General features: G+C 70.7%; 19 protein-coding genes. 11 read left to right on the top strand and 8 right to left on the bottom strand.

Going from position 1 to position 24,774, the window contains the following annotated elements; translation table 11 throughout:
- The first annotated feature begins 418 nt into the window (after nt 1-418).
- Nucleotides 419-2,185, top strand: coding sequence for a ribonuclease Y (gene rny, locus ACLQ3B_RS32390; protein ID WP_425784474.1), 1,767 nt, complete (start codon nt 419-421; stop codon nt 2,183-2,185).
- 306 nt (nt 2,186-2,491) lie between these two features.
- Entirely contained in the window at nt 2,492-3,343 is an 852-nt protein-coding gene (locus tag ACLQ3B_RS32385) for a hypothetical protein (RefSeq protein WP_425784473.1), read from the top strand.
- 162 nt (nt 3,344-3,505) lie between these two features.
- Here ACLQ3B_RS32385 and ACLQ3B_RS32380 read toward each other — a convergent pair whose 3' ends face one another.
- The 4 genes from ACLQ3B_RS32380 to ACLQ3B_RS32365 are packed head-to-tail and all read right to left on the bottom strand — an operon-like array spanning nt 3,506 to nt 6,908.
- Entirely contained in the window at nt 3,506-4,477 is a 972-nt protein-coding gene (locus ACLQ3B_RS32380; protein ID WP_425784472.1) for an amino acid ABC transporter permease, read from the bottom strand.
- Nucleotides 4,474-5,181 carry an amino acid ABC transporter permease gene (locus tag ACLQ3B_RS32375; protein WP_425784471.1) on the bottom strand — a complete coding sequence of 236 codons (708 nt, stop codon included), beginning with the start codon at nt 5,179-5,181 and terminating at the stop codon, nt 4,474-4,476. Before ACLQ3B_RS32375 ends, ACLQ3B_RS32380 begins: the two co-directional genes overlap by 4 nt.
- 36 nt (nt 5,182-5,217) lie before the next feature.
- Complete coding sequence (locus tag ACLQ3B_RS32370) at nt 5,218-6,096, bottom strand: glutamate ABC transporter substrate-binding protein (protein ID WP_425784470.1); 879 nt, start codon at nt 6,094-6,096, stop codon at nt 5,218-5,220.
- Nucleotides 6,097-6,152: 56 nt separating this feature from the next.
- Complete coding sequence (locus ACLQ3B_RS32365; RefSeq protein WP_425784469.1) at nt 6,153-6,908, bottom strand: amino acid ABC transporter ATP-binding protein; 756 nt, start codon at nt 6,906-6,908, stop codon at nt 6,153-6,155.
- 195 nt (nt 6,909-7,103) lie between these two features.
- Between ACLQ3B_RS32365 and selD the strand changes: the two genes are divergently transcribed.
- Nucleotides 7,104-8,093: a selenide, water dikinase SelD gene (selD, locus tag ACLQ3B_RS32360; protein WP_425784468.1), complete on the top strand. Its 990-nt coding sequence runs from the start codon at nt 7,104-7,106 to the stop codon at nt 8,091-8,093.
- Nucleotides 8,094-8,323: 230 nt separating this feature from the next.
- Nucleotides 8,324-8,803 carry a hypothetical protein gene (locus ACLQ3B_RS32355; protein ID WP_425784467.1) on the top strand — a complete coding sequence of 160 codons (480 nt, stop codon included), beginning with the start codon at nt 8,324-8,326 and terminating at the stop codon, nt 8,801-8,803.
- A gap of 48 nt (nt 8,804-8,851) precedes the next feature.
- On the opposite strand, the gene ACLQ3B_RS32350 is transcribed toward ACLQ3B_RS32355, so the two are convergent.
- A complete protein-coding gene (locus ACLQ3B_RS32350; protein ID WP_425784466.1) occupies nt 8,852-9,100 on the bottom strand; it encodes a DUF2277 family protein in 249 nt (82 codons plus the stop codon).
- Nucleotides 9,101-9,265: 165 nt separating this feature from the next.
- Here ACLQ3B_RS32350 and ACLQ3B_RS32345 point away from each other — a divergent pair, with 165 nt between their 5' ends.
- From ACLQ3B_RS32345 to fxsT, 6 genes are all read left to right on the top strand, one after another.
- Nucleotides 9,266-9,454 carry a hypothetical protein gene (locus ACLQ3B_RS32345; protein ID WP_124817660.1) on the top strand — a complete coding sequence of 63 codons (189 nt, stop codon included), beginning with the start codon at nt 9,266-9,268 and terminating at the stop codon, nt 9,452-9,454.
- A 63-nt stretch (nt 9,455-9,517) separates the two neighbouring features.
- Nucleotides 9,518-11,806 (top strand): FxsB family cyclophane-forming radical SAM/SPASM peptide maturase, encoded by a 2,289-nt coding sequence (locus ACLQ3B_RS32340; protein WP_425784465.1) that lies wholly within the window; start codon nt 9,518-9,520, stop codon nt 11,804-11,806.
- On the top strand, nt 11,790-12,614 hold the full coding sequence (locus tag ACLQ3B_RS32335) for an aminoglycoside N(3)-acetyltransferase (protein WP_425784464.1): 825 nt from the start codon (nt 11,790-11,792) through the stop codon (nt 12,612-12,614). Before ACLQ3B_RS32340 ends, ACLQ3B_RS32335 begins: the two co-directional genes overlap by 17 nt.
- A gap of 52 nt (nt 12,615-12,666) precedes the next feature.
- Complete coding sequence (locus tag ACLQ3B_RS32330) at nt 12,667-13,326, top strand: TIR-like protein FxsC (protein ID WP_425784463.1); 660 nt, start codon at nt 12,667-12,669, stop codon at nt 13,324-13,326.
- Entirely contained in the window at nt 13,323-14,594 is a 1,272-nt protein-coding gene (locus tag ACLQ3B_RS32325) for a TIR-like protein FxsC (RefSeq protein WP_425784462.1), read from the top strand. The genes ACLQ3B_RS32330 and ACLQ3B_RS32325 overlap by 4 nt, the downstream gene beginning before the upstream one ends.
- Nucleotides 14,591-18,460: an FxSxx-COOH system tetratricopeptide repeat protein gene (fxsT, locus tag ACLQ3B_RS32320; protein WP_425784461.1), complete on the top strand. Its 3,870-nt coding sequence runs from the start codon at nt 14,591-14,593 to the stop codon at nt 18,458-18,460. Before ACLQ3B_RS32325 ends, fxsT begins: the two co-directional genes overlap by 4 nt.
- 63 nt (nt 18,461-18,523) lie before the next feature.
- Here fxsT and ACLQ3B_RS32315 read toward each other — a convergent pair whose 3' ends face one another.
- A complete protein-coding gene (locus ACLQ3B_RS32315) occupies nt 18,524-19,432 on the bottom strand; it encodes an alpha/beta fold hydrolase (protein ID WP_425784460.1) in 909 nt (302 codons plus the stop codon).
- A gap of 220 nt (nt 19,433-19,652) precedes the next feature.
- On the opposite strand from ACLQ3B_RS32315, the gene miaB reads away from it, so the two are divergent.
- Nucleotides 19,653-21,179 (top strand): tRNA (N6-isopentenyl adenosine(37)-C2)-methylthiotransferase MiaB, encoded by a 1,527-nt coding sequence (miaB, locus tag ACLQ3B_RS32310; RefSeq protein WP_425784459.1) that lies wholly within the window; start codon nt 19,653-19,655, stop codon nt 21,177-21,179.
- A 50-nt stretch (nt 21,180-21,229) separates the two neighbouring features.
- On the opposite strand, the gene ACLQ3B_RS32305 is transcribed toward miaB, so the two are convergent.
- Nucleotides 21,230-22,579, bottom strand: a complete 1,350-nt coding sequence (locus ACLQ3B_RS32305) for a cellulose binding domain-containing protein (RefSeq protein WP_425784458.1) — start codon at nt 22,577-22,579, stop codon at nt 21,230-21,232.
- Nucleotides 22,580-22,815: 236 nt separating this feature from the next.
- Entirely contained in the window at nt 22,816-24,402 is a 1,587-nt protein-coding gene (locus ACLQ3B_RS32300) for a cellulase family glycosylhydrolase (protein WP_425784457.1), read from the bottom strand.
- Between the last annotated feature and the right edge of the window lie 372 nt (nt 24,403-24,774).

Genomic DNA, 24,774 nt, shown 5'->3' with positions numbered 1-24,774 from the left:
ATATCAGCGCGCGGTGACGGTTCAACTTCTCTCCGTTCGGGGGGTTTGATCATGAGTCCTTGACCAGAGCACCCCCGGCGACCTAGCCTCGCCATACAGGCTCACATTGCCCGACCAGCGCAGGCTAAGCGCACAACATAGATCGCGTAACAGAACAGCATCACTTTGGCCGACTCCGCGGCCTTTGGCGGCAGTTCCGGACAGGCCGGTCCGGAACGCTGCACAACTGCACCCGGTCGCCGACGCTGCCCACGGGCACCGCCGGCGGAGAAAGCTACCCACGGCCAGCCGCTCCGGTCGGGCGTCCACAGCCGCAGGAGTGTGCCCCCGGCACGGTCGCTGCGGTCTCGACGTTAGGGGAGGCGGCCATGGCGGGGCGGCGGCACAGGTTCATCGGTAGACCCGACGGGGTCCCGGCATGAACGCGTTCGACGTCGCGCTCCTCGCGGCCGTCCTCGTCCTCGCGGTGGTGGTGATCGGGGCCGTGCTGGTCGGCATCCGGACAATGCGCCGGATGGGCGCCGCGCCGGCCCCGGAGGATCCCGCCTTCATCGCCGAGAAGGACCGCCAGGAGCAGTCCCTCGCCGCTTTGCGGACCGCGGCCGACGAGGCGAACAGCACGATCGACGTGGCGAAGTCCGCAGCCGCCGCAGCCCGTACCGAGGCGGCGGCGGCGAAGGCCGAGGCGAAGGCGGCCCGCGCCGAGGCGCGTCGGGTCCTCGACGACGCCCGGGCCGAGGCGGACACCGTTCTGGAGCGCGCCCACAAGCAGGCCGAGGCGGACGCCGAGCAGCTGCGGACGGCAGCCCGGCGCAGCGGCGAGCGGGAGGTCGCGGTGCTCGCCGCCACCACCCGGGAGCAGGCCGCCGAGGTGGAGCGTCGGGCCGCCCGGATGGACGAGCGGGAGCGGATGCACACCGAGGAGGTGGAGCGGTTCGCCGAGCGGGAGCGGCAGCTCACCGCCGCGAAGGCTGCCCTCGCCGCCCGGGAGGCCACGCTCACCCAGCGGGAGGCCGAGCTGACCGAGTCGGAGGAGCTGCGCCGCCGGGAGCTGGAGCGGGTCGCCGGGCTCACCGCCGACTCCGCGCGACTGGAGCTGGTCGACGCCATCGAGACGCAGGCCAAGCGGGAAGCGGCGCTGCTCGTGCGGGACATCGAGTCCGACGCGCGCAACACGGCCGAGCAGCGCGCCCGACACATCGTGGTGGACGCGATCCAGCGGGTCGCCAGCGAGCAGACCGCGGAGAGCGTGGTCAGTGTCCTGCACCTGCCCGGTGACGAGATGAAGGGGCGGATCATCGGCCGGGAGGGGCGCAACATCCGCGCCTTCGAGTCGGTCACCGGCGTCAACCTGATCATCGACGACACCCCCGAGGCGGTGCTGCTCTCCTGCTTCGACCCGGTCCGTCGGGAGGTGGGCCGGGTGACCCTGGAGAAGCTGGTCCTGGACGGGCGCATCCACCCGCACCGGATCGAGGAGGTCTACGACCTGGCCCGGCAGGAGGTGGAGCAGCTCTGCCTCCGCGCCGCCGAGGACGCCCTGGTCGAGGTCGGCATCACCGAGATCCACCCGGAGCTGGTGACCCTGCTCGGCCGGCTGCGTTACCGCACCTCGTACGGGCAGAACGTGCTCAAGCACCTGGTCGAGACCGCCCACATCGCCGGCATCATGGCCGCCGAGCTGCGGTTGGACGTGCCCATCATCAAGCGGTCGGCGTTCCTGCACGACATCGGCAAGGCGCTCACCCACGAGGTGGAGGGCAGCCACGCCATCATCGGCGCGGACCTGGCCCGCAAGTACGGCGAGCACGAGGACGTGGTGCACGCCATCGAGGCGCACCACAACGAGGTGCCCCCGCAGACCATCGAGGCCGTCCTCACCCAGGCCTCCGACGCCTGTTCCGGCGGTCGGCCGGGCGCGCGTCGGGAGAGTCTTGAGGCGTACGTCAAGCGGTTGGAGCGGATCGAGGAGATCGCGGCCGGCAAGATCGGCGTGGACAAGGTCTTCGCCATGCAGGCCGGCCGGGAGATCCGGGTGATGGTCAAGCCGGACGACGTGGACGACATCGGGGCGGCAGTGCTGGCCCGCGACGTGGCCAAGCAGATCGAGGAGGAGCTGACCTACCCGGGTCAGATCCGGGTGACCGTGGTCCGCGAGTCCCGGGTCACCGAGATCGCCCGCTGACCGACCGGGTTCGGTGACGTCTCTCGGATACGTCAGATAGTGCGAGATGGTTCATTCCTGGTCTCATCGTGGGGCTGGGGGTTCTGCATGCCCTCACGGCAGAGCCCCAGCCAGCAAGGAATCAGAAGTGTCGATGAACCGGCCGTTACGGTACCCCGACTTATTGGATCCGCAACCGGAGCAGGAACCGCGCTTCGCGATTTCGGCAACGGATGTAGTTTCAGTCGGGTACGGATACGAAATCGACGGAACGGGGAAACGATGAGAATCCGACACCTTGCCACAATGCCCTTAGCTGTCGCTGTCGTGACGGCCGGAATTGTCGCACCTTCCTCCCCGGCGGCCGCGGGGCCGTCGTGGAATTGCAGCACACCGGTCATCGCGAAGACATTGGAGAGTGACAGCTCCGGCGCTTGGTGGGACGTCGACGTCTCGATGTCCTGTACAGGCTCGGTTGGGGCCCGCACCTACTCGGTCTATGCATACAATCGGCCGGGCGGGGGAGAATTTTTCAGCGACTCGTCCCTGACCAATGATCAGAGCTATTCGGTCAGCTTCACGATTCCGGCCGCCCCGCTGGGAAACACCGACAGCGCCTGCGTTACCGCCTCAAGTAAAGTGGAAGTTCCGGAGCTTCCCGGTGACAGCGACAGCAAGAACACCTGTTGGCCACTGAGTTGGGGTTCTGCCGTCGCGCCGGCGGCCGTCAAGAGGCCCTCTGGCACCGCGCTGAACGCAGCGGATATGGCGGCCGGCGAGCGTACTGCGACGGCTCCGGTAGCAACGCTTGCGGTGGTGGGCAAGGGTGGCACCGCCTCGGCCGCCGAGCCTCCGTTTTGCCAGACTCTCGGGTCTTCCTGGTCAACGCCGGACCAGGGGCGCAGTGGAACGGTGACGGTCGATGGGCGCTGTGAAGTCTCGAAGTCCGATTATCAGGCAGACCTCTACGTCAACGGCGAGTTCTGGAGCCGTAAGACTGGCTCGGTGAGCGGAACCGGCGACGGCGAGCATCGGATCACTATCGGCGTTCCCACCATGCCCACTCCCAACGATTCGCGCGGGAATTACGCGTGGGTGGAGGTCACCTACACCTCTGGTGCGAGTTTCAAGATTTCCTGGGAGGAGGAACTTGGTTACCTCCCCTGCACCGGCTGCTAGCTGACGCCATAAAACCGTTGCAGTAGCGACGATGTGGCGGGTGGGCCGGTACCGATGACATATCGGTCCGGCCCGTCGCCGCGCGGAGGCTGGAGATGACCGAAGGCCGCCCCGAATTGCTCGGGGGGGCCTTCGGGCCTGCTGGTCAGAGTGACGGGTGGCTCAGGCGGCCGCGCCGCCGCCCTCGGCCTGGGAGATCAGGGCCGCCGGCGGCGGGTTCTGTGTAGGGGTGCCGGCGGTCTTGCGGCCCCGGGCGAGCCGCCGTTGGACGTACTGGGCGAGCTTCGACAGCGAGTAGTTCACCGCGATGAAGAGCACGGCGATCACGACGTACACCTGGATCGGGTTGCCCAGCGCACCGATGATCTGCTTGCCGATGTTCAGGGTCTCCTCGTAGCTGATGATGAACCCCAGCGAGGTGTCCTTGAGCACCACGACCAGCTGGCTGATCAGTGCCGGCAGCATGATCCGGAAGGCCTGCGGCAGCAGGATCATTCGGGTGGTCTGTGTCGGGGAGAGTCCGATGGCTTCAGCGGCCTCCGCCTGGCCGCCCGGCAGCCCCTCCATGCCGGAGCGGAGGATCTCGCCGATCACTACGGAGTTGTAGATGGTGAGGCCGATGACCAGATACCAGAGGTTGTCGAAGTAGAGGCCGAACTCGGGGAAGCCGCGGGCCACGAAGAAGATGGTGATCACGACGGGCAGGCCGCGGAACACCTCGACGCAGACACGGGTGATGGCCGACAGCAGCGCGCTGAGCCCACGCAGCAGGTACGCCAGCGGCGTCGCCGCGCCGACGAACCGCCGTCGGGTCAGGCTCTTGAGCTGGATCCGCAGCACGGCGAGCAGCGTTCCGACCACCAGTGAGGCCACGATGGCCATCGCCGCCGCGATCAGGGTGTTCTTGAAGCCGATGCCGATCCGCTCCCAGACCAGGGTGAAGTTCTCGTTGGAGGGGTCGATGAGCGGCCCCCACAGCTCCATCGAGAACTGGCCCTTGTCGTCCAGCGGTCGGTAGATGAGGAAGTACGCCCCGACGAGCAGGACCACGCCGGCGACGATGCTGCTGATGAGGGTGATCCGCCGTTGCCGGGGGCCGGGGATGTCGTAGAGGACGCTGGTCTGCTGACTCATCGGGCCACCGCCTGTCGCTTCTCGATCCGGTCCAGCAGGGCACCGAGCGGCACCGTCATGATCAGGTATCCGACCGAGATGCCGATGGCGACCGGGATGAACGCATAGCCGCCGGCAGAGGTGAGCTGGTCGGCGGTCTGCGACAGGTCACCGATCAGGCCGAAGAAGCCGACCAGCGCCGAGTTCTTGATCATCGCGATGATGACCGAGCCGAGCGGCACCGCCGAGGCCTTCCAGGACTGCGGTAGGACCACGTAGCGCAGATTCTGGCCGAACGTGAGCCCGAGCGACCGGGCGGCCTCCGCCTGCCCGGCAGGTACCGCGTTCACACCCGAGCGCAGCGCCTCGCAGACGAACGCACCGGTGTAGAGCACGAGCGCGATCACGGCGAATCGGAAATATGGCAGGTCGATCCCGAGTCGGCTGAACACCACGTCCAGCCCGGGGATACGCAGGAAGTCCGCGTTCGAGCCCAGGGCCGGCAGACCGAATGCGGTAAAGAACATCACCACGGTCAGTGGCATGTTCCGGAACACGTTGACGTACGTGGTGCCGACCGCGCGCAGCGGCGGCACCGGCGAGATCCGCAGCACCGCCACGACGGCGCCCAGGATCAGGGCGCCGATCGCGGCGAGTACGCAGATCTGGAAGGTGAGCCAGAACCCGCCCACGAATACGTCGAACTTCTCGATGAGCACACTCACGGGTCGGTTTCCTCCCCACCTTCCAGATCTAGCGGATCAGTACCGGTTCAGGTTGGGCGCTTCGCCCAGCGTCGCGCCGAACTTGCCGGCGGTCTCGTCCCATGCCTTCTTCCAGCTGCCGTCCGAGAACGACTGCTCAAGCACGTCGTTGATGAAGTTGCGGAAGTCGGTGTCTTCCTTCTTCACTCCGATGCCGTACGGCTCCTTGGTGAAGTTGTCGCCGGCCATCTTGAAGGACGCCTCGTCCTTGGCGATGTAGCCGAGCAGGATCACGTTGTCCGTGGTGAGGGCGTCGACCTGGCCGCTCTTCAGGGCGTCCCGGCACTTGTCGTAGGTGTCGAACGGCACCACCTGGGTGGCAACGTCCTTCACGTACTTCTTGATCTCCTCGATCGGGGTGGAGCCGGTGGCCGAGCAGACCTTCTTGGTGCCGTCCTTGAACGAGTCCGGACCGGTGATTGTGGTGTCGTCCTTCTTCACCATGATGTTCTGGCCAGCCTCGTAGTATGGCCCGGCGAAGGCGATGCGCTCCTTGCGCTTGTCGTTGATCGTGTAGGTCGCCGCGACCAGGTCGACGGTGCCGTTGACGATGACGTCCTCGCGGACCTTCGACGGGGTCTCGACCCACTCGATCTTGTCCTCGGGGATGCCGAGCTTCTCGACGATCATCTTGGCGATCTCGACGTCGAAGCCCTCGGGCTTGCCCGACAGGCCCTTCTGGCCGAAGCCAGGCTGGTCGATCTTGGTGCCGACCTTGATCTTCTGGGCCTTGTTCAGCTTCTCCATGGTGGTGCCGGCGGCGAAGGACTTGCTGTCAGCGCCGGTGCCCTCCCCGCCGTCGTCGCCACCACAGGCGGTGAGGCCGAGCGCCAGAGCGGCGACCGCGGCGACTGCCGCAACGCGCTTGATACGCATACTCTTCTCCTTCTTCAACGGAGCCCACCGAGTACGGCGCGCTCCACTACGGACGCCTAGTGCGTGAGGATCTTGGAGAGGAAGTCTCGGGCCCGCTCGCTGCGCGGGTTCGCGAAGAACTCCGCCGGTGGGGCGTCCTCGACCAGTTGCCCGTCGGCCATGAAGATGACCCGGTTCGCCGCGTGCCGGGCGAAGCCCATCTCGTGGGTGACCACGACCATCGTCATGCCGTCGCTGGCCAGCGAGGTCATCACCTCGAGCACCTCGCCGACCATCTCCGGGTCCAGGGCGCTTGTCGGCTCGTCGAAGAGCATCGCCTTGGGCTGCATGGCCAGTGCCCGGGCGATGGCCGCCCGCTGCTGCTGTCCGCCGGAGAGTTGGGCCGGGAACTTGTCCGCCTGGTTGGCGATGCCGACCCGGTCGAGGAGGGCCAGGCCGCGCTCGCGGGCGGCGGTCGGCTTCTCCTTGCGGACCTTGATCGGGCCGAGGGTGACGTTCTCCAGGATGGTCTTGTGCGCGAAGAGGTTGAAGGACTGGAAGACCATGCCCACCTCGCTGCGCAGCTTGGCGAGGGGCTTGCCCTCGGCCGGCAGCGGCTGACCGTCGAAGGTGATGGTGCCCGAGTTGATCGGTTCCAGTCGGTTGATCGTGCGGCACAGCGTCGACTTGCCGGAGCCGGACGGGCCGATCACCACGACCACCTCGCCCCGACCCACCGACAGCGAGACGTCGTCCAGCACGTGCAGCGGCCCGAACCACTTGTTGACCGCGTCCAGCACGATGAGCGGTTCGCCCGTCGTCACGTCGTCCACCGTCCCCTGTCGTCTCCCGGATCGGGGTCGGTTGACCCCCGGTGCGGCCACTGTAGGCGGCCTGATGTGGCAGAACGCAACCCGGCGGGTCACGGAGCGGTAACACCGGTCACGATCGTTCTCGGGCGTCCGATTTCGGTCACCGACTGGGTGGTCACGGTGGCGATCGTGGCGTGTTGTCGAGATCATGGGGGGATGACCGAACCCGTACGGTTGACCAAGTACGCCCGTGGCGGTGGCTGCGCCTGCAAGATCCCGCCAGGCGAGCTGGAGATCATGGTGGCCGGTCTCGGCCCGGCGACCGGCACCGCGGAGTTGCTGGTCGGGCTGGATCACGGCGACGACGCGGCGGTGGTGCGTCTCGATGAGCGGACCGGCCTGGTCAGCACCGCCGACTTCTTCACCCCGGTCGTCGACGACGCGTACGACTGGGGTCGGATCGCTGCGGCCAACGCGCTCTCCGACGTGTACGCGATGGGCGGTACCCCGCTGGTGGCGCTCAACCTGCTCTGCTGGCCGCGCGACGTGCTGCCGCTGGAGTTGGCCCGTGAGGTGCTGCGCGGCGGCCAGGACGTGGCGCGGGAGGCCGGTTGTCACCTGGCCGGCGGGCACAGCGTGGACGACGACGGCCCGAAGTACGGTCTCGCGGTCACCGGCACGGTCCGGCCGGAGGAGTTGATCACCCTCGACGCCGGGCGGGCCGGGGTGCCGTTGTCGCTGACCAAGCCGCTCGGGGTGGGTGTGCTGAACACTCGGCACAAGGCGACAGGTGAGAGCTTCCCGGAGGCGGTGGCCACGATGAGCGCGCTCAACCGGGACGCCGCCCGTGCGGCGGTCGCCGCCGGCATCCGGTGCGGCACCGACGTGACCGGGTTCGGGCTGCTCGGGCACGCCTCGAAGCTGGCCCGGGCCAGCCAGCTCACGGTGGCCATCGACACTGCCCGGGTGCCCTATCTGGCCGGCGCGCGCGAGGCCTTGCGCGACGGGTTCGTCAGTGGCGGCAGCCGGCGCAACCTGGAGTGGGTGACCCCGTGGACCGACTTCGGCGCGGCGGACGAGGCCGAGCGGCTGCTCCTGGCGGACGCACAGACCTCCGGTGGCCTGTTGGTCGCCGGCGAGGTGCCCGGCGCCCCGGTGGTGGGTGAGCTGTTGCCTCGCGGGGAGCACCGGGTCGTCCTGCGCTGACCGAGGGCCGGTGACCCGCGGGAGGACACGCGGTGGCGGTGGTGCGGATGGCGCACCATACCCGATAAACTGTCACCTTCCCGCTACTCCGAGCAATGCCGCTCAGGGAAATTTTGCCCGGAATGGTCACAGACCGGTAACTTGCCCCCGGCTGGGGTCAAATGCCCCCCACCATCGTGGGTAAGGCCCGATCCGGAGGCCGGTGGGGACGAACGCAGCGAGGAGGCGGAATGACCGAGCTGTGGAACTGGAGAATCGACGGGGCTCAACCCGTGGAGGTCTACCCGGCGCTGGCCGAGGCGCTTGGTCGGGTGGTGATGCCGCTGGCGGTGGCCGACCCGGCACGGCTGCCGACGTACGCGGTGGTGTGTGACGTCTGGCAGGCGCCGGGCGAGTTCGCGACGGTGGTGGACTGCTACGGGGTGCCCGAGCAGCTCTCCGAGCACGCGAGCATCGCCGCACTGGCCCGATTGCTGGGCCGCAACTGCCTGTTGCGCGACGACACGCTCGACGCGGGCCGGCACCTGCTCGTCGCCCCGGACGGCACGGTCCGTCCGGTGCACTTCGACGTGCGGGACACCGAGGACGGTGAGGTGCTCAGCCGGCTGCGGCTCTGCTCGCTGGGCGACCCGGGTTGTCGGGGCTGGTCGCAGTGCCACCGCTCGCGCTGGGCGCCGGACACTGTCGCACCGGCGCTCGCCGCGGCCTGACCCTCTGCGGGGTCGGGCCCGGCCGGGGGCCGTGCCGGTGGGCGGCGATCAGTTGGAGGCGGTGGCCGGCCGGTCCGTGGTGCCCGATCCGGCGCCCCGGACCACCAGTTGGTCGAGCAGGGTGCGCGTCGCCTCGGCCACGGCGGCCACCGCGGCGTCGAACGCGGCGGCGTTGTGCGCGGCGGGCGCCCGGAAGCCAGAGATCTTCCGGACGTACTGCAACGCCGCCGCCTCGACGTCCGCGTCGGTCACCTGCGGGGTGAACGGTTCGCGCAGCGTCTTGATGCTCCGGCACATGTCAGCTCCTCCTCCGTCCACCGCGCGGTCTGCCACCCGCCGTGCCGGCGGTGATACCGACGGTGACACTTGGTCGATATTTGTCTATCCTTGGCACGGACCAGAGCCGTTCGAGCCACAGCCGCCGCTCGCGCTCCCAGCGCCCCGGGCCCCCGGAGACTCATTGTGGACCATGCCCCCGCCCGATCATCCCGTCCCGACCTAGACGATCTCACGCGTAGCCTGCACACCCCGCTGGAACGGATCGCCGTCGAGCACGCCGATCTGATCGAGGCGGTGCGCAGGCGCGTCGTCACGAACGACTCGGTGCCGTCCGGCATCGTGGCCGTCGCCGCCTTCAACTCGTCCATCTGAGTGATGGTCTGCCGGTGCGGTCCGCCCGGAGTGGGCGGATCCTGCCGGCGGATCAGCCAGTTCGTGTTGAAGGTGCACAGCCGATGTGACCTCAGCTGCGACCACTGCTACATCTACCAGCACGCCGACCAGACCTGGCGTGGCCGTCCGACGCGGATGCCGCCGGCCACGGTCCAGGCCGCCGCGCGGCGGATCGCCGAACACGCCCGCGAGCACGGGTTGCCGGTCGTGCACGTGGTGCTGCACGGGGGCGAGCCGCTGCTGCTGGGCGCCGCCGGGTTGCGGGAGGTGCTGGCCGAGCTGCGCTCGACCATCACCCCCTGGGCTCAGCTCGACCTGCGCATGCAGACCAACGGCGTGCTGCTCGACGAGGAGCTGTGCCGGCTGTTCGTCGAGTACGACGTGCGGGTCGGCGTGTCCTTCGACGGCGACCGCGCGGCCAACGACCGCCACCGGGTCTTCGCCCACGGCGGCAGCAGCCACGACCACGTCCGGCGGGCGCTGGCCCTGCTCCGGCGGCCGGAACACCGCGCCAGCTACGCCGGCATCCTCTGCACTGTCGACGTCCGCAACGATCCCGACCGGGTGTACGAGGCGCTGCTGGCCGAGAACCCGCCCCGGGTCGACCTGCTGCTGCCCCACGCCACCTGGGACCACCCCCCGGAGCGCCCCGGCCCCGACCCCACCCCGTACGCCGACTGGCTGGGGCGGGTGCACCGGCGCTGGGTGGACGACGGACGCCCGGTGTCGATCCGGATGTTCGAGGCGCTGCGCCCGGGTGGCGGTGGCACCGAGGCGTTCGGCCTCGCGCCGGCCGACGTGCTGGTCATCGAGGCGGACGGCAGCTGGGAGCAGGTCGACTCGCTGAAGACCGCGTACCACGGCGCGGCCGACACCGGGTTCGACGTGTTCGACCACTCGGTGGACGAGGCCGCACGGCACCCCGGGGTCGCCGTCCGGCAGGACGGCGTGGACGGGCTCTGCCTGACCTGCCGGGCGTGCCCGGTGGTCGATCGGTGCGGCGGCGGCCTGTACGCCCACCGCTGGCGCACCGGCTCCGGCTTCGACAACCCCTCGGTGTACTGCGCCGACCTGCTCCGGCTGATCGACACCGTGGACGCCCATCCGCCGCCCACCCCACCCACGACCGGCGAGTGGTCCGTCACCTCGCCCGCCACCTCGCCCGTCGACGAGTTGCTCGACGACCTGGCGACCGGGCACGGGTCGGCCGCGACGCTCGGGCTGCTCGCCGCCACCCAGCTCTCCATCACCCGGGCGCTGCTGGCGGCCTGTCGGGACCGCTCCGGTGCCACGGCCGCCTGGGACCTGCTCGTCCACCTCGACCAGGCGGCGCCGGAGGCGGTCCGGGCCGTCCTCGCGCACCCCTTCGTCCGGCCCGGGCTGGTGCATCGCCTCGACTCGTCCGCCCCGCCCGGCCTCGGCGCGGCAGTCGACCCACTGCCGGCCCTCGCCATCGCCGCGGCCGTGCGGGCCAGCGTCCCGGCCGCGTTGCACGTCCCGGTGCGGGCCGACGCGATCACGTTGCCCACGCTCGGCAGCCTGGTGCTGCCCGGCCTGGGGGCGAGCGCCGAGGTGACCGTCCGGCCCGGCGGGTTCCAGGTCCGGGGCGGGTCGGTCGAGCAGACGGTGCTCCTCGATCCGCTGACGCCGCCGGCGACCGGCTGGTTTCCGACCCGGGACGTGTCGGTGCCCGGTGGCCGGTTGCTCCTGGAGGACGGCGACCCCTACCGCGACTGCTACGGCCAGCCGGTGGAGTCCCGACTGGAGGTTCCGGCGGCGCGGGCGTTGGGCCGTACCCTGGCGGATGCCTGGCGGGTCGTGCACCGGGACGTGCCGGCGCACGCGGCGGCGCTCGACGGCGGCCTGCGTGCCGTGGTGCCGTTGGCGCCCGACCCGGCGCGACCCCTGCGGAGCGCGACCGCCCGGCACGCGTTCGGCGCGGTCGCCGTCACCCCCCATCCCGACCCGGAGACGATGGCGGTGCTGCTCGTGCACGAGTGGCAGCACGCGAAGCTGGGTGCGGCGCTCGACCTGTACGACCTGGTCGAACCCGGGCAGGGCACCCGGATCCGGGTGCCCTGGCGCCCCGACCCGCGGCCTCCGGAGGGGGTGCTCCAGGGCGTCTACGCCCACCTCGCCGTCACCCAGGTCTGGCAGTCCCGGGCGGCCGGCGACCAGCCGGACGCGTCGGCGCACGCGGCCCACTTCCTGGGGTGGACGCGGGACGGCGTCGACGCGCTGCTGGCCAGCCGGTCGCTCACCGCGGCGGGTGAGCGGTTCGTCGCCCAGCTGCGCCACGCGCTGGAGGAGACCCGTGTCGGGTCCAGATGAGCACCCACCGCCGCGACTGGGCCGTCCCCGCCTCGCCGACGACCTTCGGGCGCTGGGCGTACGCCCAGGGGTGTGCCTGTTGGTGCACTGCGGCCTGCGTCGAGTGGGCCTGCTGGAGGACGGCCCCGCGACCCTCGCCGGGGCGCTGCGCGACGTCCTCGGCCCGGCCGGCACGCTGCTGGTGCCCACCCACACCGACGGCAACTCGACCACCTCCCGGGCCCACCTGGCGGCCACCGCGGGAATGGACCGGGCGCGGCGCGAGCGGTACGAGGCGGCGCTGCCGGGCTGGGACCGCCGCACCACGCCCTCACAGCGGATGGGCGCCCTCGCCGAGCACGTCCGGTGCACCCCAGGTGCGGTGCGCAGTGACCATCCGCAGACCTCGTTCACCGCGCTCGGCCCCCGGGCCCGGCAGCTCACCGACGGCCATGACCTCAGGTGCCACCTGGGGGAACGCTCACCGCTTGGCGGCCTCTACGCGGTGGATGGGCAGATCCTGCTGCTCGGCCTCGGCTACGAGGCGTGCAGCGCCCTGCACCTGGCCGAGTACCGACTGTCGGTGCCGCCGCCCGAGCGCGACTACCACTGCTTCCGGCTCGTCGACGGTCGGCGGGTCCGCCTCGACTTCCGGGCTCTCGACCTGGACGACCGGGACTTTCCGAGGGTGGGCGCCGCGCTCGACGAGACGCCGTTGGTGCGACGCGGTCGGGTGGGGCGGGCCAACGCCCGCCTCCTGCCGGCGCGAGCCGCTGTCGACTTCGCGACTACCTGGTTCGCCGCGAACCGGTTGGCGGCGCAACGTTGACGCGGGGACTACGCTGATGATCCGGCCGCGTGGGGAGGGCGGAGGGGCAGCGGTGAGCACAGTGGACGCACCCTCCAGAGCACGCGCCCCACTCTTCTTCATCAGCTATTCGCGGGCGCCGGTCGGCCGGGCCACCGGCAAACCCGCCGAGTACGTCTCCCGTTTCTTCGAGGATCTCTCCGTCCACGTCAGTGAGCTGGTCGGCCCGGTGACCGGAGTGGACGCCGGCTTCCTGGACACCTCCATCGCCGGCGGCGAACGCTGGAGCCCGGAGCTTCTCCAGGCCGCCGGCACCTGCCAGGTCTTCGTTCCGCTGGTGTCCAGCGCGCTGCTCGGCAGCGAATGGTGTGGCCGGGAGTGGGACGCGTTCTCCCGCCGACGGATCACCCCGCGACACAGCTCCGCCTCGGTCCACGAGACGGCGATCGTGCCGGTCACCTGGTCGCCGACGAACGGCACGGCACTGCCTCGGGTGCTCCGTGACATCCAGCGCTTCTCCCCGACCGCGATGCCGGATCCCGACATCGCGGTGCACTACCAGCGGGACGGGGTCTACGGCTTGCTGACCATGCAGTGGGAGAACGCCTACCGGGCGGTGGTCTGGCGGCTCGCGCAGCGGATCGTGGCCATCCACCGGTCGTACCTGGTCGAGCCGTGGGTGCCGGCGAGCGTGGACGAGCTGTGCAACAGGTTCGCCGAGGAGCCGCAGTGAGCCCGCCGACGGACCGGCGCCGCCCGGGCGCGCGCGGGACGTACTTCTTCCTGAGCTACGCCCACTCGGCGCCGCCGCCGGGCGCCCGTGCCGACGCCGACGTCTGGGTCGGCCAGTTCTTCGCCGACCTGACCGACGAGGTGCGACGGCAGGCGCGACCGGTCGCCGGGATGCGGATCGGCTTCTTCGACCAGCACATCCCGTTGGGCGCCGACTGGAAGGCCGCGCTCGCCGAGGCGCTCGGCGACGCCGAGGTCTTCGTTCCGCTCTACTCACCCGGCTACTTCAAGCGCCCCTGGGCGCTGGGGGAGCAGGAGTCCTTCCGGGCCCGGGTGGCCGCCGCCGGGTCGACCCGGGTCAGCGCCGGCCACCTCACTCCGGTGCTGTGGATCCCGTTCCCCCCGTGGGAGGCCCACCCGGAGCTGGACGGCGCCCTCGACCTGGGCCGGGACGTCCCGGAGTACGCTGCGGACGGCCTGCGCGCGTTCTGCATGCTGGCCTCGTACCGCGCCCAGTACGAGCTTCTGCTGAGCCGCCTGGCGAGCCGGATCGTGCACACCGCCGAACGGCGACCGATGGGCCCGTCCCGGGCGCCCGGTCTGGACGAGGTCGTCCGTCCGGCGCCCACCGACCCGGACTTCGTCGTCGCCGTCCTGGCCCCGACCCGGGACCGGCTGCCGACCGATCGCGACCCCGCCGGCTACGCCGCCAGCGGCCGGCTCTGGCGGCCGTACGGGCGCAGCCAGCAACTGCCCGCCGCCGAGTACGCGGCCAGCACCGCCGAGCGGCTCGGGCTGTCGGCTCGTACGGAGGACTTCGCGCAGGCCTCCGCGCTGCTGGATCGGCGGCCGGCCGTGCTGTTGGTCGACCCGTGGATCGCGGCGGCGCCGGACGCGGCCGAGGTCCTCGCCCGCATGCTGCACGGCCTGCGGGAGTGGGTCGTCCCGCTGGTGGTCACCGACGACGACGACTCCCAGGACGTCACCCGTTGGGCCGCCGAGGTGACCCAACTGCTCAACGACGCCGGTCTGCCCCAGGTGAAGCGCGCGTGCAGCATGCCGGAGTTCGTCGACCTGATGCCGGCGTTGGTCACCGAGGCACGCCGCCAGTTCCTCAAGTACGGCCCGGTCGTCCCCTTCGAAACACCGCCGGAGCCGGTGCCGAGCCTGCGTGACGGCCTGCCCGCCGCCGGCTCGACGGTTGCCACCGACCCCGCGTTCCCGCCTGATGATCCGGCCCCACCGCGTCCCCACGGAGAAAACCGATGAACAACGATCGCGAAGGCCAGGTCGTCACCTTCTACTCGTTCAAGGGTGGAACGGGCCGGACGATGGCGCTGGCCAACGTGGCCTGGATCCTGGCGGCCAGCGGGCGGCGGGTGCTCGTCGCCGACTGGGACCTCGAGTCACCCGGTCTGCACCGCTTCTTCCACCCGTTCCTCGACGCCGAGGCGATCCAGGGCACCAGCGGTGTGATCGACATGATCCGCGACTACGAGTGGGAGACCACCCGGGTCGACGATCGGCCGGACCGCTGGATGGAGCAGTACGCCCGGGTCGGGCGGCACGCGTTCTCGCTGCGCTGGAACTTCCCCGACGGCGGCGGCCTCGACTTCCTCTCCGCCGGCCGGCAGAACAGCGACTACGCCGTCTCGGTGAGCGGGCTGGACTGGGACAACTTCTACAACCGGTTGGGCGGGGCGCAGTTCTTCGAGGCGCTGCGGGCGGACATGAAGCGTCAGTACGACTTCACCCTGATCGACAGCCGGACGGGGTTGAGCGACGTCGCCGACATCTGCACCCTGCACCTTCCGGACACCCTGGTCGACTGTTTCACGCTCAGCGACCAGGGCATCGACGGCGCGGCCCGGGTGGCGCACTCGGTACGGGACCGGTACCGGCGGCGCGACATCCGGGTCCTGCCGGTGCCGATGCGTGTCGACCAGGCCGAGAAGGAGCGGGCCGAGGCGGGTCGCCTGCTGGCCATGCGCCGGTTTGCCGGGTTGCCGGCCGGCATGACCGAGGCGGAACGGCGGCGTTACTGGGCAGCGGTGGAGGTTCCGTACCGGCCGTTCTACGCGTACGAGGAAACCCTCGCCACGTTCGGCGATCCGCCGGGCTCACCGACGTCGCTGCTGGCCGCGTTCGAGACGTTGACCGGGATCCTCACCGACGGCGCGGTGACCGCGCTGCCGGTGATGGACGAGTCGGTGCGGGAGCGGGGCAAGGCCCGGTTCCGCCGACGCACCGAGGCGATCGACGACCAGATCGTGCTGCGGTACGCGCCGGAGGACGCGATCTGGGCCGAGTGGCTGGAGCGGGTGCTCAGCTCGGCCGGGCTGCGGGTGGTGGAGCCGATGGCCGCCGTCGGGTCAGCCGGGACGCCGGCCCCGCGCACGCTGACAGTGGTCTCGCCGGCCTACGTGGCGACGCCGTCGGGTGGTCTGCCCGACCGCGACACGAGCACCGGTTCCACGGCCCTGGCCGTGTACGTGGCCGACCTGCGCCCATTGGCGGAGTTCCCGTCCCAGAGTTCCACCAACCTGGTCAACGTCAGCGTCGCGACAGCCGTGGAGCGGGTGTTGCGGCTGGTCGGCCGGCCGGTGCCGTCGTCGGCGGACGGGCCGGCGGGCGGGTCCACCCGCTTCCCCGGCACCGAACCGTTGATCTTCAACGCCCCCAACCGGAACGCCCGGTTCACCGGCCGGGAGGACGACCTGGCGCGGCTGCGCGCGCAGTTGCAGAGCGGGGGCAGCGCGGTGGTGCTGCCGGTCGCCCTGCAGGGCATGGGCGGTGTCGGTAAGACCCAGGTGGCTCTGGAGTACGTGCACCGGTTCAAGGCCGCGTACGACGTGGTCTGGTGGATCGTGGCGGACCCGCCGCAGTTCGTCGACACCGCCCTCGCCGACCTGGCCGGTCGCCTCGGCATCCTCGTCGGGCCGACCCTGCCCGACACGGTCCGGTCGGTGCTTCAGGTGCTCGGCCGTGGCGAGCCGTACGAGCGGTGGCTGGTCGTGCTCGACAACGCCGAGGAGCTCGACCAGATCGAGCCCTTCCTGCCGCAGGGCCCGGGGCACGTCCTGCTGACCTCCCGCAACCGCGCCTGGGGCGACCGGGCGAACCCGATCCAGGTGGACGTCTTCGACCGCACCGAGAGCGTGGCGCACCTCGCCCAGCGGGTGCCCACGATCAGCGCCGAGGAGGCCGATCGGGTGGCCGAGGCACTCGGTGACCTGCCGATCGCGGTGGCCGCGGCGGGCGCCTGGCTCGCCGACACCGGCACGTCGGTAGCCGACTACCTGCGGCAGATCGAGCGGCACGGCCCCAGCGCCCTCTCCGTGGAGGCGACCTGGGATCTGTCGCTGAACCGGCTGCTCGAACAGGCGCCCGCCGCGTACCGGCTGTTGCAGCTCTGCTCGGTGTTGGCCCCGGAGATCGCCCTCGAACTCATCTACAGCGACGAGATGGCGGCGGCCCTCGTGCCGTTCGACCCGTCGGTGTCGGAGCGGCTCGTGCGCGGCGCCCTGGTCCAGCAGATCAACCGCCTGGCGCTGCTCAAACTCGACGTCCAGGGCGGTCGGGTCCAGGTGCACCGGCTGTTGCAGGCGGTGGTCCGCGACCGGATGACCGACGACGAGATCACCGCCGCCCGACACCAGGTGCACCTGGTGCTGGCCGCGTCCCGGCCCCGAGGCGACGTGGACGACCCGACCACCTGGGCCCGGCTGCGCATGCTCTGGCCGCACCTGGAGGTCTCCGAGGCGTTGACCTGCCCCGACGAGTCGGTGTGCCAGCTGCTCATCGACCGGGTCCGTTATCTGTGGCAGCGCGGCGGTCTGGACCAGGCCGACGTGTTCAGCCAGGAGGTGGACGACACCTGGAGCGCTCGGCTCGGCGACACGCACGACGAGGTCGAGGCGTCGGCCCTGGGCCGACAGTTGCTGCACCTGCGGTTCAACCGGGCGAACATCCTGCGCAGCCTGGGCCGGTTCAACGACGCCCGGGACCTGGACGAGGCGGTGCTGGCCGAGCAACGCCGGCTCCTGGGCCCGCTGCACCCGCACAGTCTGATGACCGCCGGCAGTCTCGGCGGTGACCTGCGGGCGCTCGGCCGCTACGCCGAGGCCCTGGAACGGGACCGCTCCACCTACGCCTCCTGGCTGCAGGTGTTCGGCGAGGACCACCCCCGGACGTTGAGCGCGGCCAACAACCTCGCCGTCTCGTACCGGCTGGTCGGGGACTACCGGGCGGCCCGTCGGTGGGACGACGAGGTGCACCAGCGGCGGCGGCTGGTGCTCGGCCCCACGCACCCCTACACCCTCGTCTCCGCCGTGCGGCTGGGCAGCGACCTGCGGGAGGCCGGCGAGTACGAGAGGTCGGCCACGCTGCTGCGCACGGTGTACGAAACGTACTGCGAGGTGCTCGGGCCGAACGACGGCCAGAGCCTCGCCGCTCAGGTCAACCTGGCGGTGTCGCTGCGCAGCTCCGGTCGGGGCACCGAGGCCGCGCCGATGTTCGAGACGGCCTACCGTGAGCTCGACGAACGCTTCGGTCCGGACAACCCGGACACGGTGGCGTGCCGGTCGAGTCGCGCGGCGAACCTGTTGGCCGTCGGCGACGCGGCTCGGGCGCTTACCGAGCTGAACGCCGTGCGCCAGGCGTTCGAGGAGCGGCTCCGGCTCGGCCCGGAGCACCCGCACGTCCTGGCGACGCTGAGCAACACCTCGGCGGCGGAACGCGCGCTCGGTCGCCGGTCGGATGCGCTCGCGTCGGCGGCGCGGGCGGTCGGCGACCTGCGCAAGGTGCTCGGGCCGGACCACCCGCACACGCTCGCAGCGGAGGTCAACCAGGCGGTGTGCCTCGCCGAGGAGGGTGACTGGGAGTCAGCGCGGGACCGGCTGCGGGAGACCTCCGGCCGGCTGGCCGCGGTGATCGGTGCGGAGCACCCCGACACGCTGCGCTGCCTCGGCGACCTCGCCCTGGTGGCGAGGCGGCCCGGCGACGGCCCCGCCACCGAGGACGTCGGTGCCGTGGCGGACCGGTTGGCCGAGGTGATCGGGGTGGAGCACCCCACCGTGCAGACTCTGCGCGAACGGCGGTTCGTGGTCCGGGTGATCGACCCCCACACGATCTGACCCGGTCGTTCGGCGGGCGGGTCGGGTGTCCGGGCCGTTCCGCCGGCCCGGCCGGGCGGGCGCTCAGAGGTGTGGGCTGGTCGCGAGGTCCGGCGTGGCCAGCCAGGTCAGGGTCTGCGGGAGGATCTCCACCGCTCCGAAGTGCGCGGCGCCGGCCTGCACCTGCACCTCGGCGCGCGGGATCCGCGAGGCGAGCCAGTGGGAGTGCTCCACCGGGGAGAAGCGGTCCTGCTCGCCGTGCCAGAGTCGAACCTCCGCGCGGATGGCGCCCAGGTCGAACGCCCAGCCGCGCCGGATCGCCAGCACGTCGTCGATCCAACCCTCGGGGCCGTGTCGCAGCGCCTCGGAGTACATGTCGGTCAGCAGGCGGCGGATCGCGATGTCGTCGACGACCCGGATGTCCTCGTCGGGCAGTTGGGGTCGGAGGAAGTCCAGCAGCGTCATCGGGTCCCGGCGGGCCTCGTCGGCGCGCACCTTCAGGTTGAGTGTGAGCTCGGCCAGGTCCTCGTCGGCCTGCCCGAAGTCCTCCACGTTCGATTCCGCCATGCCCGCGTACCAGTCCAGGTCGGGCGCGCCGGCCGGGGCGAGCCCCACCAGCACGGCGGCCCGGGTGACCCGGTCCGGCAGCAGCGCGGCGCAGGCCAGGGCGTGTGGCCCGCCACCGGACCGGCCCACCACCGAGAACCGGTCGATGCCGAGGTCGTCGGCGATCGCCGCCACGTCGGCCGCGGCGTCGGCCACCCGCCGACCCTCGTGCCGGTCGGAGTCGCCGTACCCGGGTCGGTCGTAGCAGACGAGGTGCACGCCGAGGCGGTAGACGACGATGCCCCGGGGTCGGGGGCCGCTGCGGCTGCCGGGGGTGCCGTGCAGCAGGAAGACCGCCGGCCCGTCCGGCGCGCCCGAGGTCTCCACCGCGAGGTGCCGCCCGTCCGGGGTCGTGACGGTGCGCTGTGTCGCATCTTGTCGCGTCACGGTTGGCCTCCCGCGGGTCGTCATGTGCTCCCCCGTGAACGGAGCCGCGCATCGTCGGCGCCGAGTGCAAAGCCCCCGAAATCGCCCAGAACACATCCTTGTTGTGCAGCGTACTGCCCGTCGTGGATGCCCGCCATGGGCCAGCGGGTCAATGCCGGTGGGTCGGGCCCCCCGAACGGGCCGCTACCCTGGTAGCCCGAGGGGAAGGGGCACCAAGAGGGTGGCTAGGACCTACAACGTCGTGACGTACGGCTGCCAGATGAACGTGCACGATTCTGAGCGGATCTCCGGCCTGCTCGAACAGGCCGGCTACGTTCGCGCGGTGCCGACCGACGACACCCCGGACATCGTCGTCTTCAACACCTGCGCGGTGCGCGAGAACGCGGACAACCGGCTCTACGGCAACCTCGGTCGCCTGCGTCCGGTCAAGGACAAGCACCCCGGGATGCAGATCGCGGTCGGCGGCTGCCTGGCCCAGAAGGACCGGGGTGACATCGTCCGCAAGGCGCCCTGGGTGGACGTCGTCTTCGGCACCCACAACATCGGCTCGCTGCCGGTGCTGCTGGAGCGGGCCCGGCACAACGCCGCCGCCGAGGTGGAGATCCTGGAATCCCTCGACGTCTTCCCGTCCACGCTGCCCACCCGCCGCGAGTCCACGTACGCCGGCTGGGTGTCGATCTCGGTGGGGTGCAACAACACCTGCACGTTCTGCATCGTGCCGGCGCTGCGCGGCAAGGAGAAGGACCGGCGCCCCGGCGACATCCTCTCCGAGGTGCGTGCCCTGGTCGACGAGGGTGTGCTGGAGGTGACCCTGCTCGGGCAGAACGTCAACTCCTACGGGGTGGCGTTCGGCGACGCTGGCGAGCCGGACTGGAAGCGCAGTGGCGACCGGTCCGCTTTTGCTGAGCTGTTGCGGGCGTGCGGTGACATCGACGGGTTGGAGCGCGTCCGGTTCACCAGCCCGCACCCGAAGGACTTCACCGACGACGTGATCGCCGCGATGGCCGAGACGCCGAACGTCTGCCACTCGCTGCACATGCCGTTGCAGTCCGGCTCCGACGACGTGCTCCGGAGGATGCGCCGGTCCTACCGTTCCGAGCGCTACCTGGGGATCATCGAGAAGGTCCGCGCGGCGATGCCGGACGCGGCCATCACCACCGACATCATCGTCGGCTTCCCCGGTGAGACCGAGGCCGACTTCCAGCGCACCCTGGACGTCGTCCGGGAGGCCAGGTTCTCCTCGGCCTTCACCTTCCAGTACTCGAAGCGGCCCGGCACCCCCGCCGCGACCATGGACGATCAGCTGCCCAAGCCTGTCGTGCAGGAGCGCTACGAGCGGTTGATCTCCTGTGTCGAGGACATCACCTGGGCGGAGAACAAGCGCCTCGTGGGGGAGACCGTCGAGGTGCTGGTCGCGGTCGGCGAGGGCCGCAAGGACGAGCGGACCGGCCGGATGTCCGGTCGGGCGCGCGACGGTCGGCTGGTGCACTTCGCGACCGAGACCCCCGGCGGGGAGTCGCTGGCCGGTCAGATCCGGCCGGGGGACATCGTGCACACCACGATCACGTACGCCGCACCCCATCACCTGAACGCCGACGGAGCACCGCTGGCGCACCGCCGTACCCGGGCCGGCGACGCGGCCGAGGCGGGGCGCTCCCCGCGTACCCCTGGGGTTCTGCTCGGTCTGCCGACGATCGGCGCACCGCCGGTCGCGCCTGCCCCCGCCGCTGGCTGCGCCACCCACTGACCGCACGGAAGGGCCCCTGGACGAGGGGCCCTTCCGCGAAGAGGCTGGGGTCAGACCGTGATCCGGCCGGCGCCGGCGCCCGCCGTCACGACGGCCTTGACGTTGCTCGCGGTGTCCAGCTGGTAGGAGTACGGGATGCTGGCCACGCTGCCGCCGGCCTGCCCGGTGGGCGAGTTGACGAAGTGGTTGTTGCGGGCGACCAGGCTGCCGGGCCCCGAGTCCCCCTCACCGCGGTGGTACGGGTCGTCGACGTTCTCGAAGTAGTTGCCCTCGACGAGCACCCCGGCGTTCTCGGTGGACGCGACGCCGTAGCCGCCGTTGGCCCGGTAGTAGTTGTTGTACACGTGTACCGGGTTGCCGAAGCGCACCCGGGGGTTGCGCTGGTTGCTGCCGTCGAACCAGTTGTGGTGGTAGCTGACCCGCAGGTGACCGACGTCCTGGCTGGCGTTGTCGTCGCTGTGGCCGAGCAGCATGGTCTTGTCGTGGCTGAAGACCCGGTTCCACGAGACGGTGACGAAGTCCGAGCCGCGCTTGATGTCGACGGCGCCGTCGTACCCGTTGCTGAAGCTGTTGTGGTCGATCCAGATGTTGGTGGCCGACTCCTGCACGTTTATCGCGTCGTCGTTCCAGCTGCGGAAGGTCAGGTTGCGGATGATCACGTTGCGGTCACCGCTGACGTTGAACCCGCAGCCGGCGATGGTCGCGCCGTAGTTGCCGAGGATGGTCTTGTTGGACCGGACCCGAAGCATGCCGGAGCAGGTGATGGTCCCGGACACCCGGATCACCGCGGCGCCTGTCGCGTTCAGCGCGCTGGTCAGTGCGGAGGCGGTGGTGACTGTGGTGATGGCGGCGTTGCCGCCGCCGGTGGTGCCGCCGTTCTGGGTGGCCCAGCCGACCAGGGTCGACGGCGGCTGGGTGCTGGGCGGGGGAGTGCTCGACGGCGGTGGGGTGGTCGGCGGCGGGGTGGTCGGTGTGGTGCTGCCGGTGCAGGCGACGTCGTTCAGGGTGAAGCTGCTCGGGGCCGGGTTGCTGGAGTTGTTCCAGCTCGCGTTGAAGCCGAACGCGGCGCTGCCGTTTGTCGCCAGGCTGCCGTTGTAGTCGACGTTTGTCGCGGAGACCTGACTGCCGCTCTGCGAGGCGGTGGCGCCCCACGCCTGGCCGACCTGCTGACCGGCCCCGTACGACCAGCGCAGCGTCCACCCGGAGACGGGGTCGCCGAGGTTGGTGACTGTGACGTTGCCGGTGAATCCGCCCGACCACTGGCTGGCGACCGAGTAGGTCACCTGGCAGCCGGCGGCCGCCTGGGCGGACACGGACGTCAGTAGCCCGGCGGTGACCAGGGTGGCGGTGGCTGCGGCGGTGGTGGCGATCAGCGTCGTTCGACGCCGTCCTGTGCGCATGCTGCTTCCTTTCGAGAAGGCGGGCGGGGGTGTCGCGTCGCCCGTGCCCGTGGGCGGCGAATCCCGGCCGGGACCTGTGGTCCTCGGGCCCGCCAGTGCAGGTTCGTGAAGCAGAGCGGCTCCAGCGCTCGCGCCCACCGACGAAAAGGCAAGCGCTTTCCCGATGAAAGCATAGAGAAACCTCGATGTAAATGGCCGGGACGGCCGATGCGGTGCGCACCGGCCGTCCCGGTGGATCAGCAGCTGGTGCCGCTGAGTTTCACAGTGCCCGGCGCGCTGGCCGTGCCGTTGGCGGTGAAGCCCACGGTGACCGACCCGCCCGCCGGCAGGGACCGGGCGTGGCTCGGAGCAGCTGCGGTGACAGTCGTGCCGGACTGCGTGACTGTGGCATTCCAACCACTGCCCAGCGTCACCCCGGACGGCCAGCTCCAGGTGACCGACCACGGGTTCACCGCGCCCGTGCTGGTGTTCTTCACGGTCAACTCGCCCTGGAAGCCGCCCTGCCAGGCATTGACCTGCCGGTAGGTGGCCGTGCAGGCGCCGGCCGGCGGGTCCGTCGGCGGGTCCGTCGGACCACCGGTCGGCCCGCCGCCACCGGACGGCGCGATTAGGTACGGCTGGAGGATCGCCTGCTTGGCGGTGTTGACGTTGGTCCAGTCGTCCAACGCGATGCCACCGGTGTCACCCGAGTTGGGGTTCCACGACCAGTAGGTGAAGGACATCCCGGTCACCCCGGTCCCGGTGTACGCCATCAGCTTCTCCAGCCACACCTTGTCCTTCGGGTCGACCAGGGTGCTGCCGAACTCGCCCATCATGATCGGCGCGATGTTCTGCTTGTAGAGGTAACCGAAGTACTTGTCCCAGATGGCCGGCATGTTCGCCGGGTAGTCCGGGGCGTCGAACCAGGTCTGCCGGTACACCGAGGTGGCGTACTCGTGCGGCGAGTAGACCAACCGGTTCGCCACGTTCAGCCGCACCGGGAACTGGCCCGCCTTCGACAGGTTGCCACCCCACCAACCGCAGTCCTCGTCGTTGCTCGGGTCGTTGTCCCAGACGTTGGAGAGACCGCCGCTGGGGCAGCTCACCCCCTCCACGAAGATCAACCAGTTGGGCTGGACACCGAGGATCGCGTTCCCGGCCCGCTCGGCGGCGAGCCGCCAGTCCCGGGTCGTGTCGCCACAGCCCCAGCACGCGCCGGTGGCCGCCGGGTTGGTGCCCTCCGCGTGCGGCTCGTTGTGCAGGTCGGCGCCGATCACCGTGGGGTTGCCCGCGTACCGCTGGGCGAGCATCTTCCAGTCGTTGATCCAGGTCGCCTCGGAGACCGTCGACGTGTACCAGAGCGGCGACTGCCCGGCCGCCGTCGGCCGGTGCCGGTCCAGGATGATCCGCATACCCTTGCTGCCGGCGTAGGCGATCACCTTGTCCAGGATCTGCAACGGCGACAGCCCGATCAGGTCCGGGTTGACGAAGTCGTTGATCCCACTGGCGGTCGCGCCCGACTTCAGCGCATCGTTCGAGTACGGCACCCGCAACGTGTTGTAACCCAACCGGGCCATCGTGTCGAGCTGCCCCCGCCACGGGTTGTTCGACCACAACCCGTGGAAGGTCTTGTTGTCGGTCTCCATGCCGAACCAGTTGATGCCTGTCAACCGGACCGTGGCACCGGTGCTGTCCACGATCTGGTTGCCGTTGGTGTGCAGATAACCGGTACCGGTGCCAGCGGCAAGGGCCGGGCTGGTGCTGACGGCGGTGGCGAGGAACACGCCGGCCGCGAGGGTGGCGAGCGCAGTGATCGCGCCGCCGAGAGCTTTAGGACGGAACATTCGAGCTCCACTTCGGAGGTCCGACGCCGTCCAGGGACGACGCCAGCCGGCGACCGTCCGCACGTCACGGCCCCCCAGGGGTACGCGGACAGTGCGTGACGGCCCATGTCACGCGGACGTGGTCACTCGCGGAAGCTCACCGGCGACCCTCGACGGCGGTTGTCCCGCCTCCGTCGCCCTCGTCCCGGTGGCCCTACCTGGCTCCGTCGCTCATTCTGATCAGCCCACGCCGATGCGTCAACCTGCCCCCACGTGCCGCGCCCCCACGTGCCGCGCCCGTGCTCCGCGTCCGTCCGTGCTCCGCGTCCGTCCGTGCTCCGCGTCCGTCCGTGCTCCGCGTCCGTCCGTGCTCCGCGTCCGTCCGTGCTCCGC

The organism is Micromonospora sp. DT53 (assembly GCF_049841535.1).
In the GTDB taxonomy this organism is placed as follows: Bacteria; Actinomycetota; Actinomycetes; order Mycobacteriales; family Micromonosporaceae; genus Micromonospora.
The sequence above is the reverse complement of the archived record's forward strand: the minus strand, read 5'-3'. Positions and strand labels throughout refer to the sequence as shown.

Excerpts from the sequence above, each read along its gene's own strand:
- fxsT (WP_425784461.1), top strand. The coding sequence starts at position 14,591 with ATGAACAACGATCGCGAAGGCCAGGTCGTCACCTTCTACTCGTTCAAG.
- ACLQ3B_RS32380 (WP_425784472.1), bottom strand. The coding sequence starts at position 4,477 with ATGAGTCAGCAGACCAGCGTCCTCTACGACATCCCCGGCCCCCGGCAA.
- ACLQ3B_RS32355 (WP_425784467.1), top strand. The coding sequence starts at position 8,324 with ATGACCGAGCTGTGGAACTGGAGAATCGACGGGGCTCAACCCGTGGAG.
- rny (WP_425784474.1), top strand. The coding sequence starts at position 419 with ATGAACGCGTTCGACGTCGCGCTCCTCGCGGCCGTCCTCGTCCTCGCG.
- ACLQ3B_RS32300 (WP_425784457.1), bottom strand. The coding sequence starts at position 24,402 with ATGTTCCGTCCTAAAGCTCTCGGCGGCGCGATCACTGCGCTCGCCACC.
- ACLQ3B_RS32370 (WP_425784470.1), bottom strand. The coding sequence starts at position 6,096 with ATGCGTATCAAGCGCGTTGCGGCAGTCGCCGCGGTCGCCGCTCTGGCG.
- ACLQ3B_RS32305 (WP_425784458.1), bottom strand. The coding sequence starts at position 22,579 with ATGCGCACAGGACGGCGTCGAACGACGCTGATCGCCACCACCGCCGCA.
- ACLQ3B_RS32350 (WP_425784466.1), bottom strand. The coding sequence starts at position 9,100 with ATGTGCCGGAGCATCAAGACGCTGCGCGAACCGTTCACCCCGCAGGTG.
- selD (WP_425784468.1), top strand. The coding sequence starts at position 7,104 with ATGACCGAACCCGTACGGTTGACCAAGTACGCCCGTGGCGGTGGCTGC.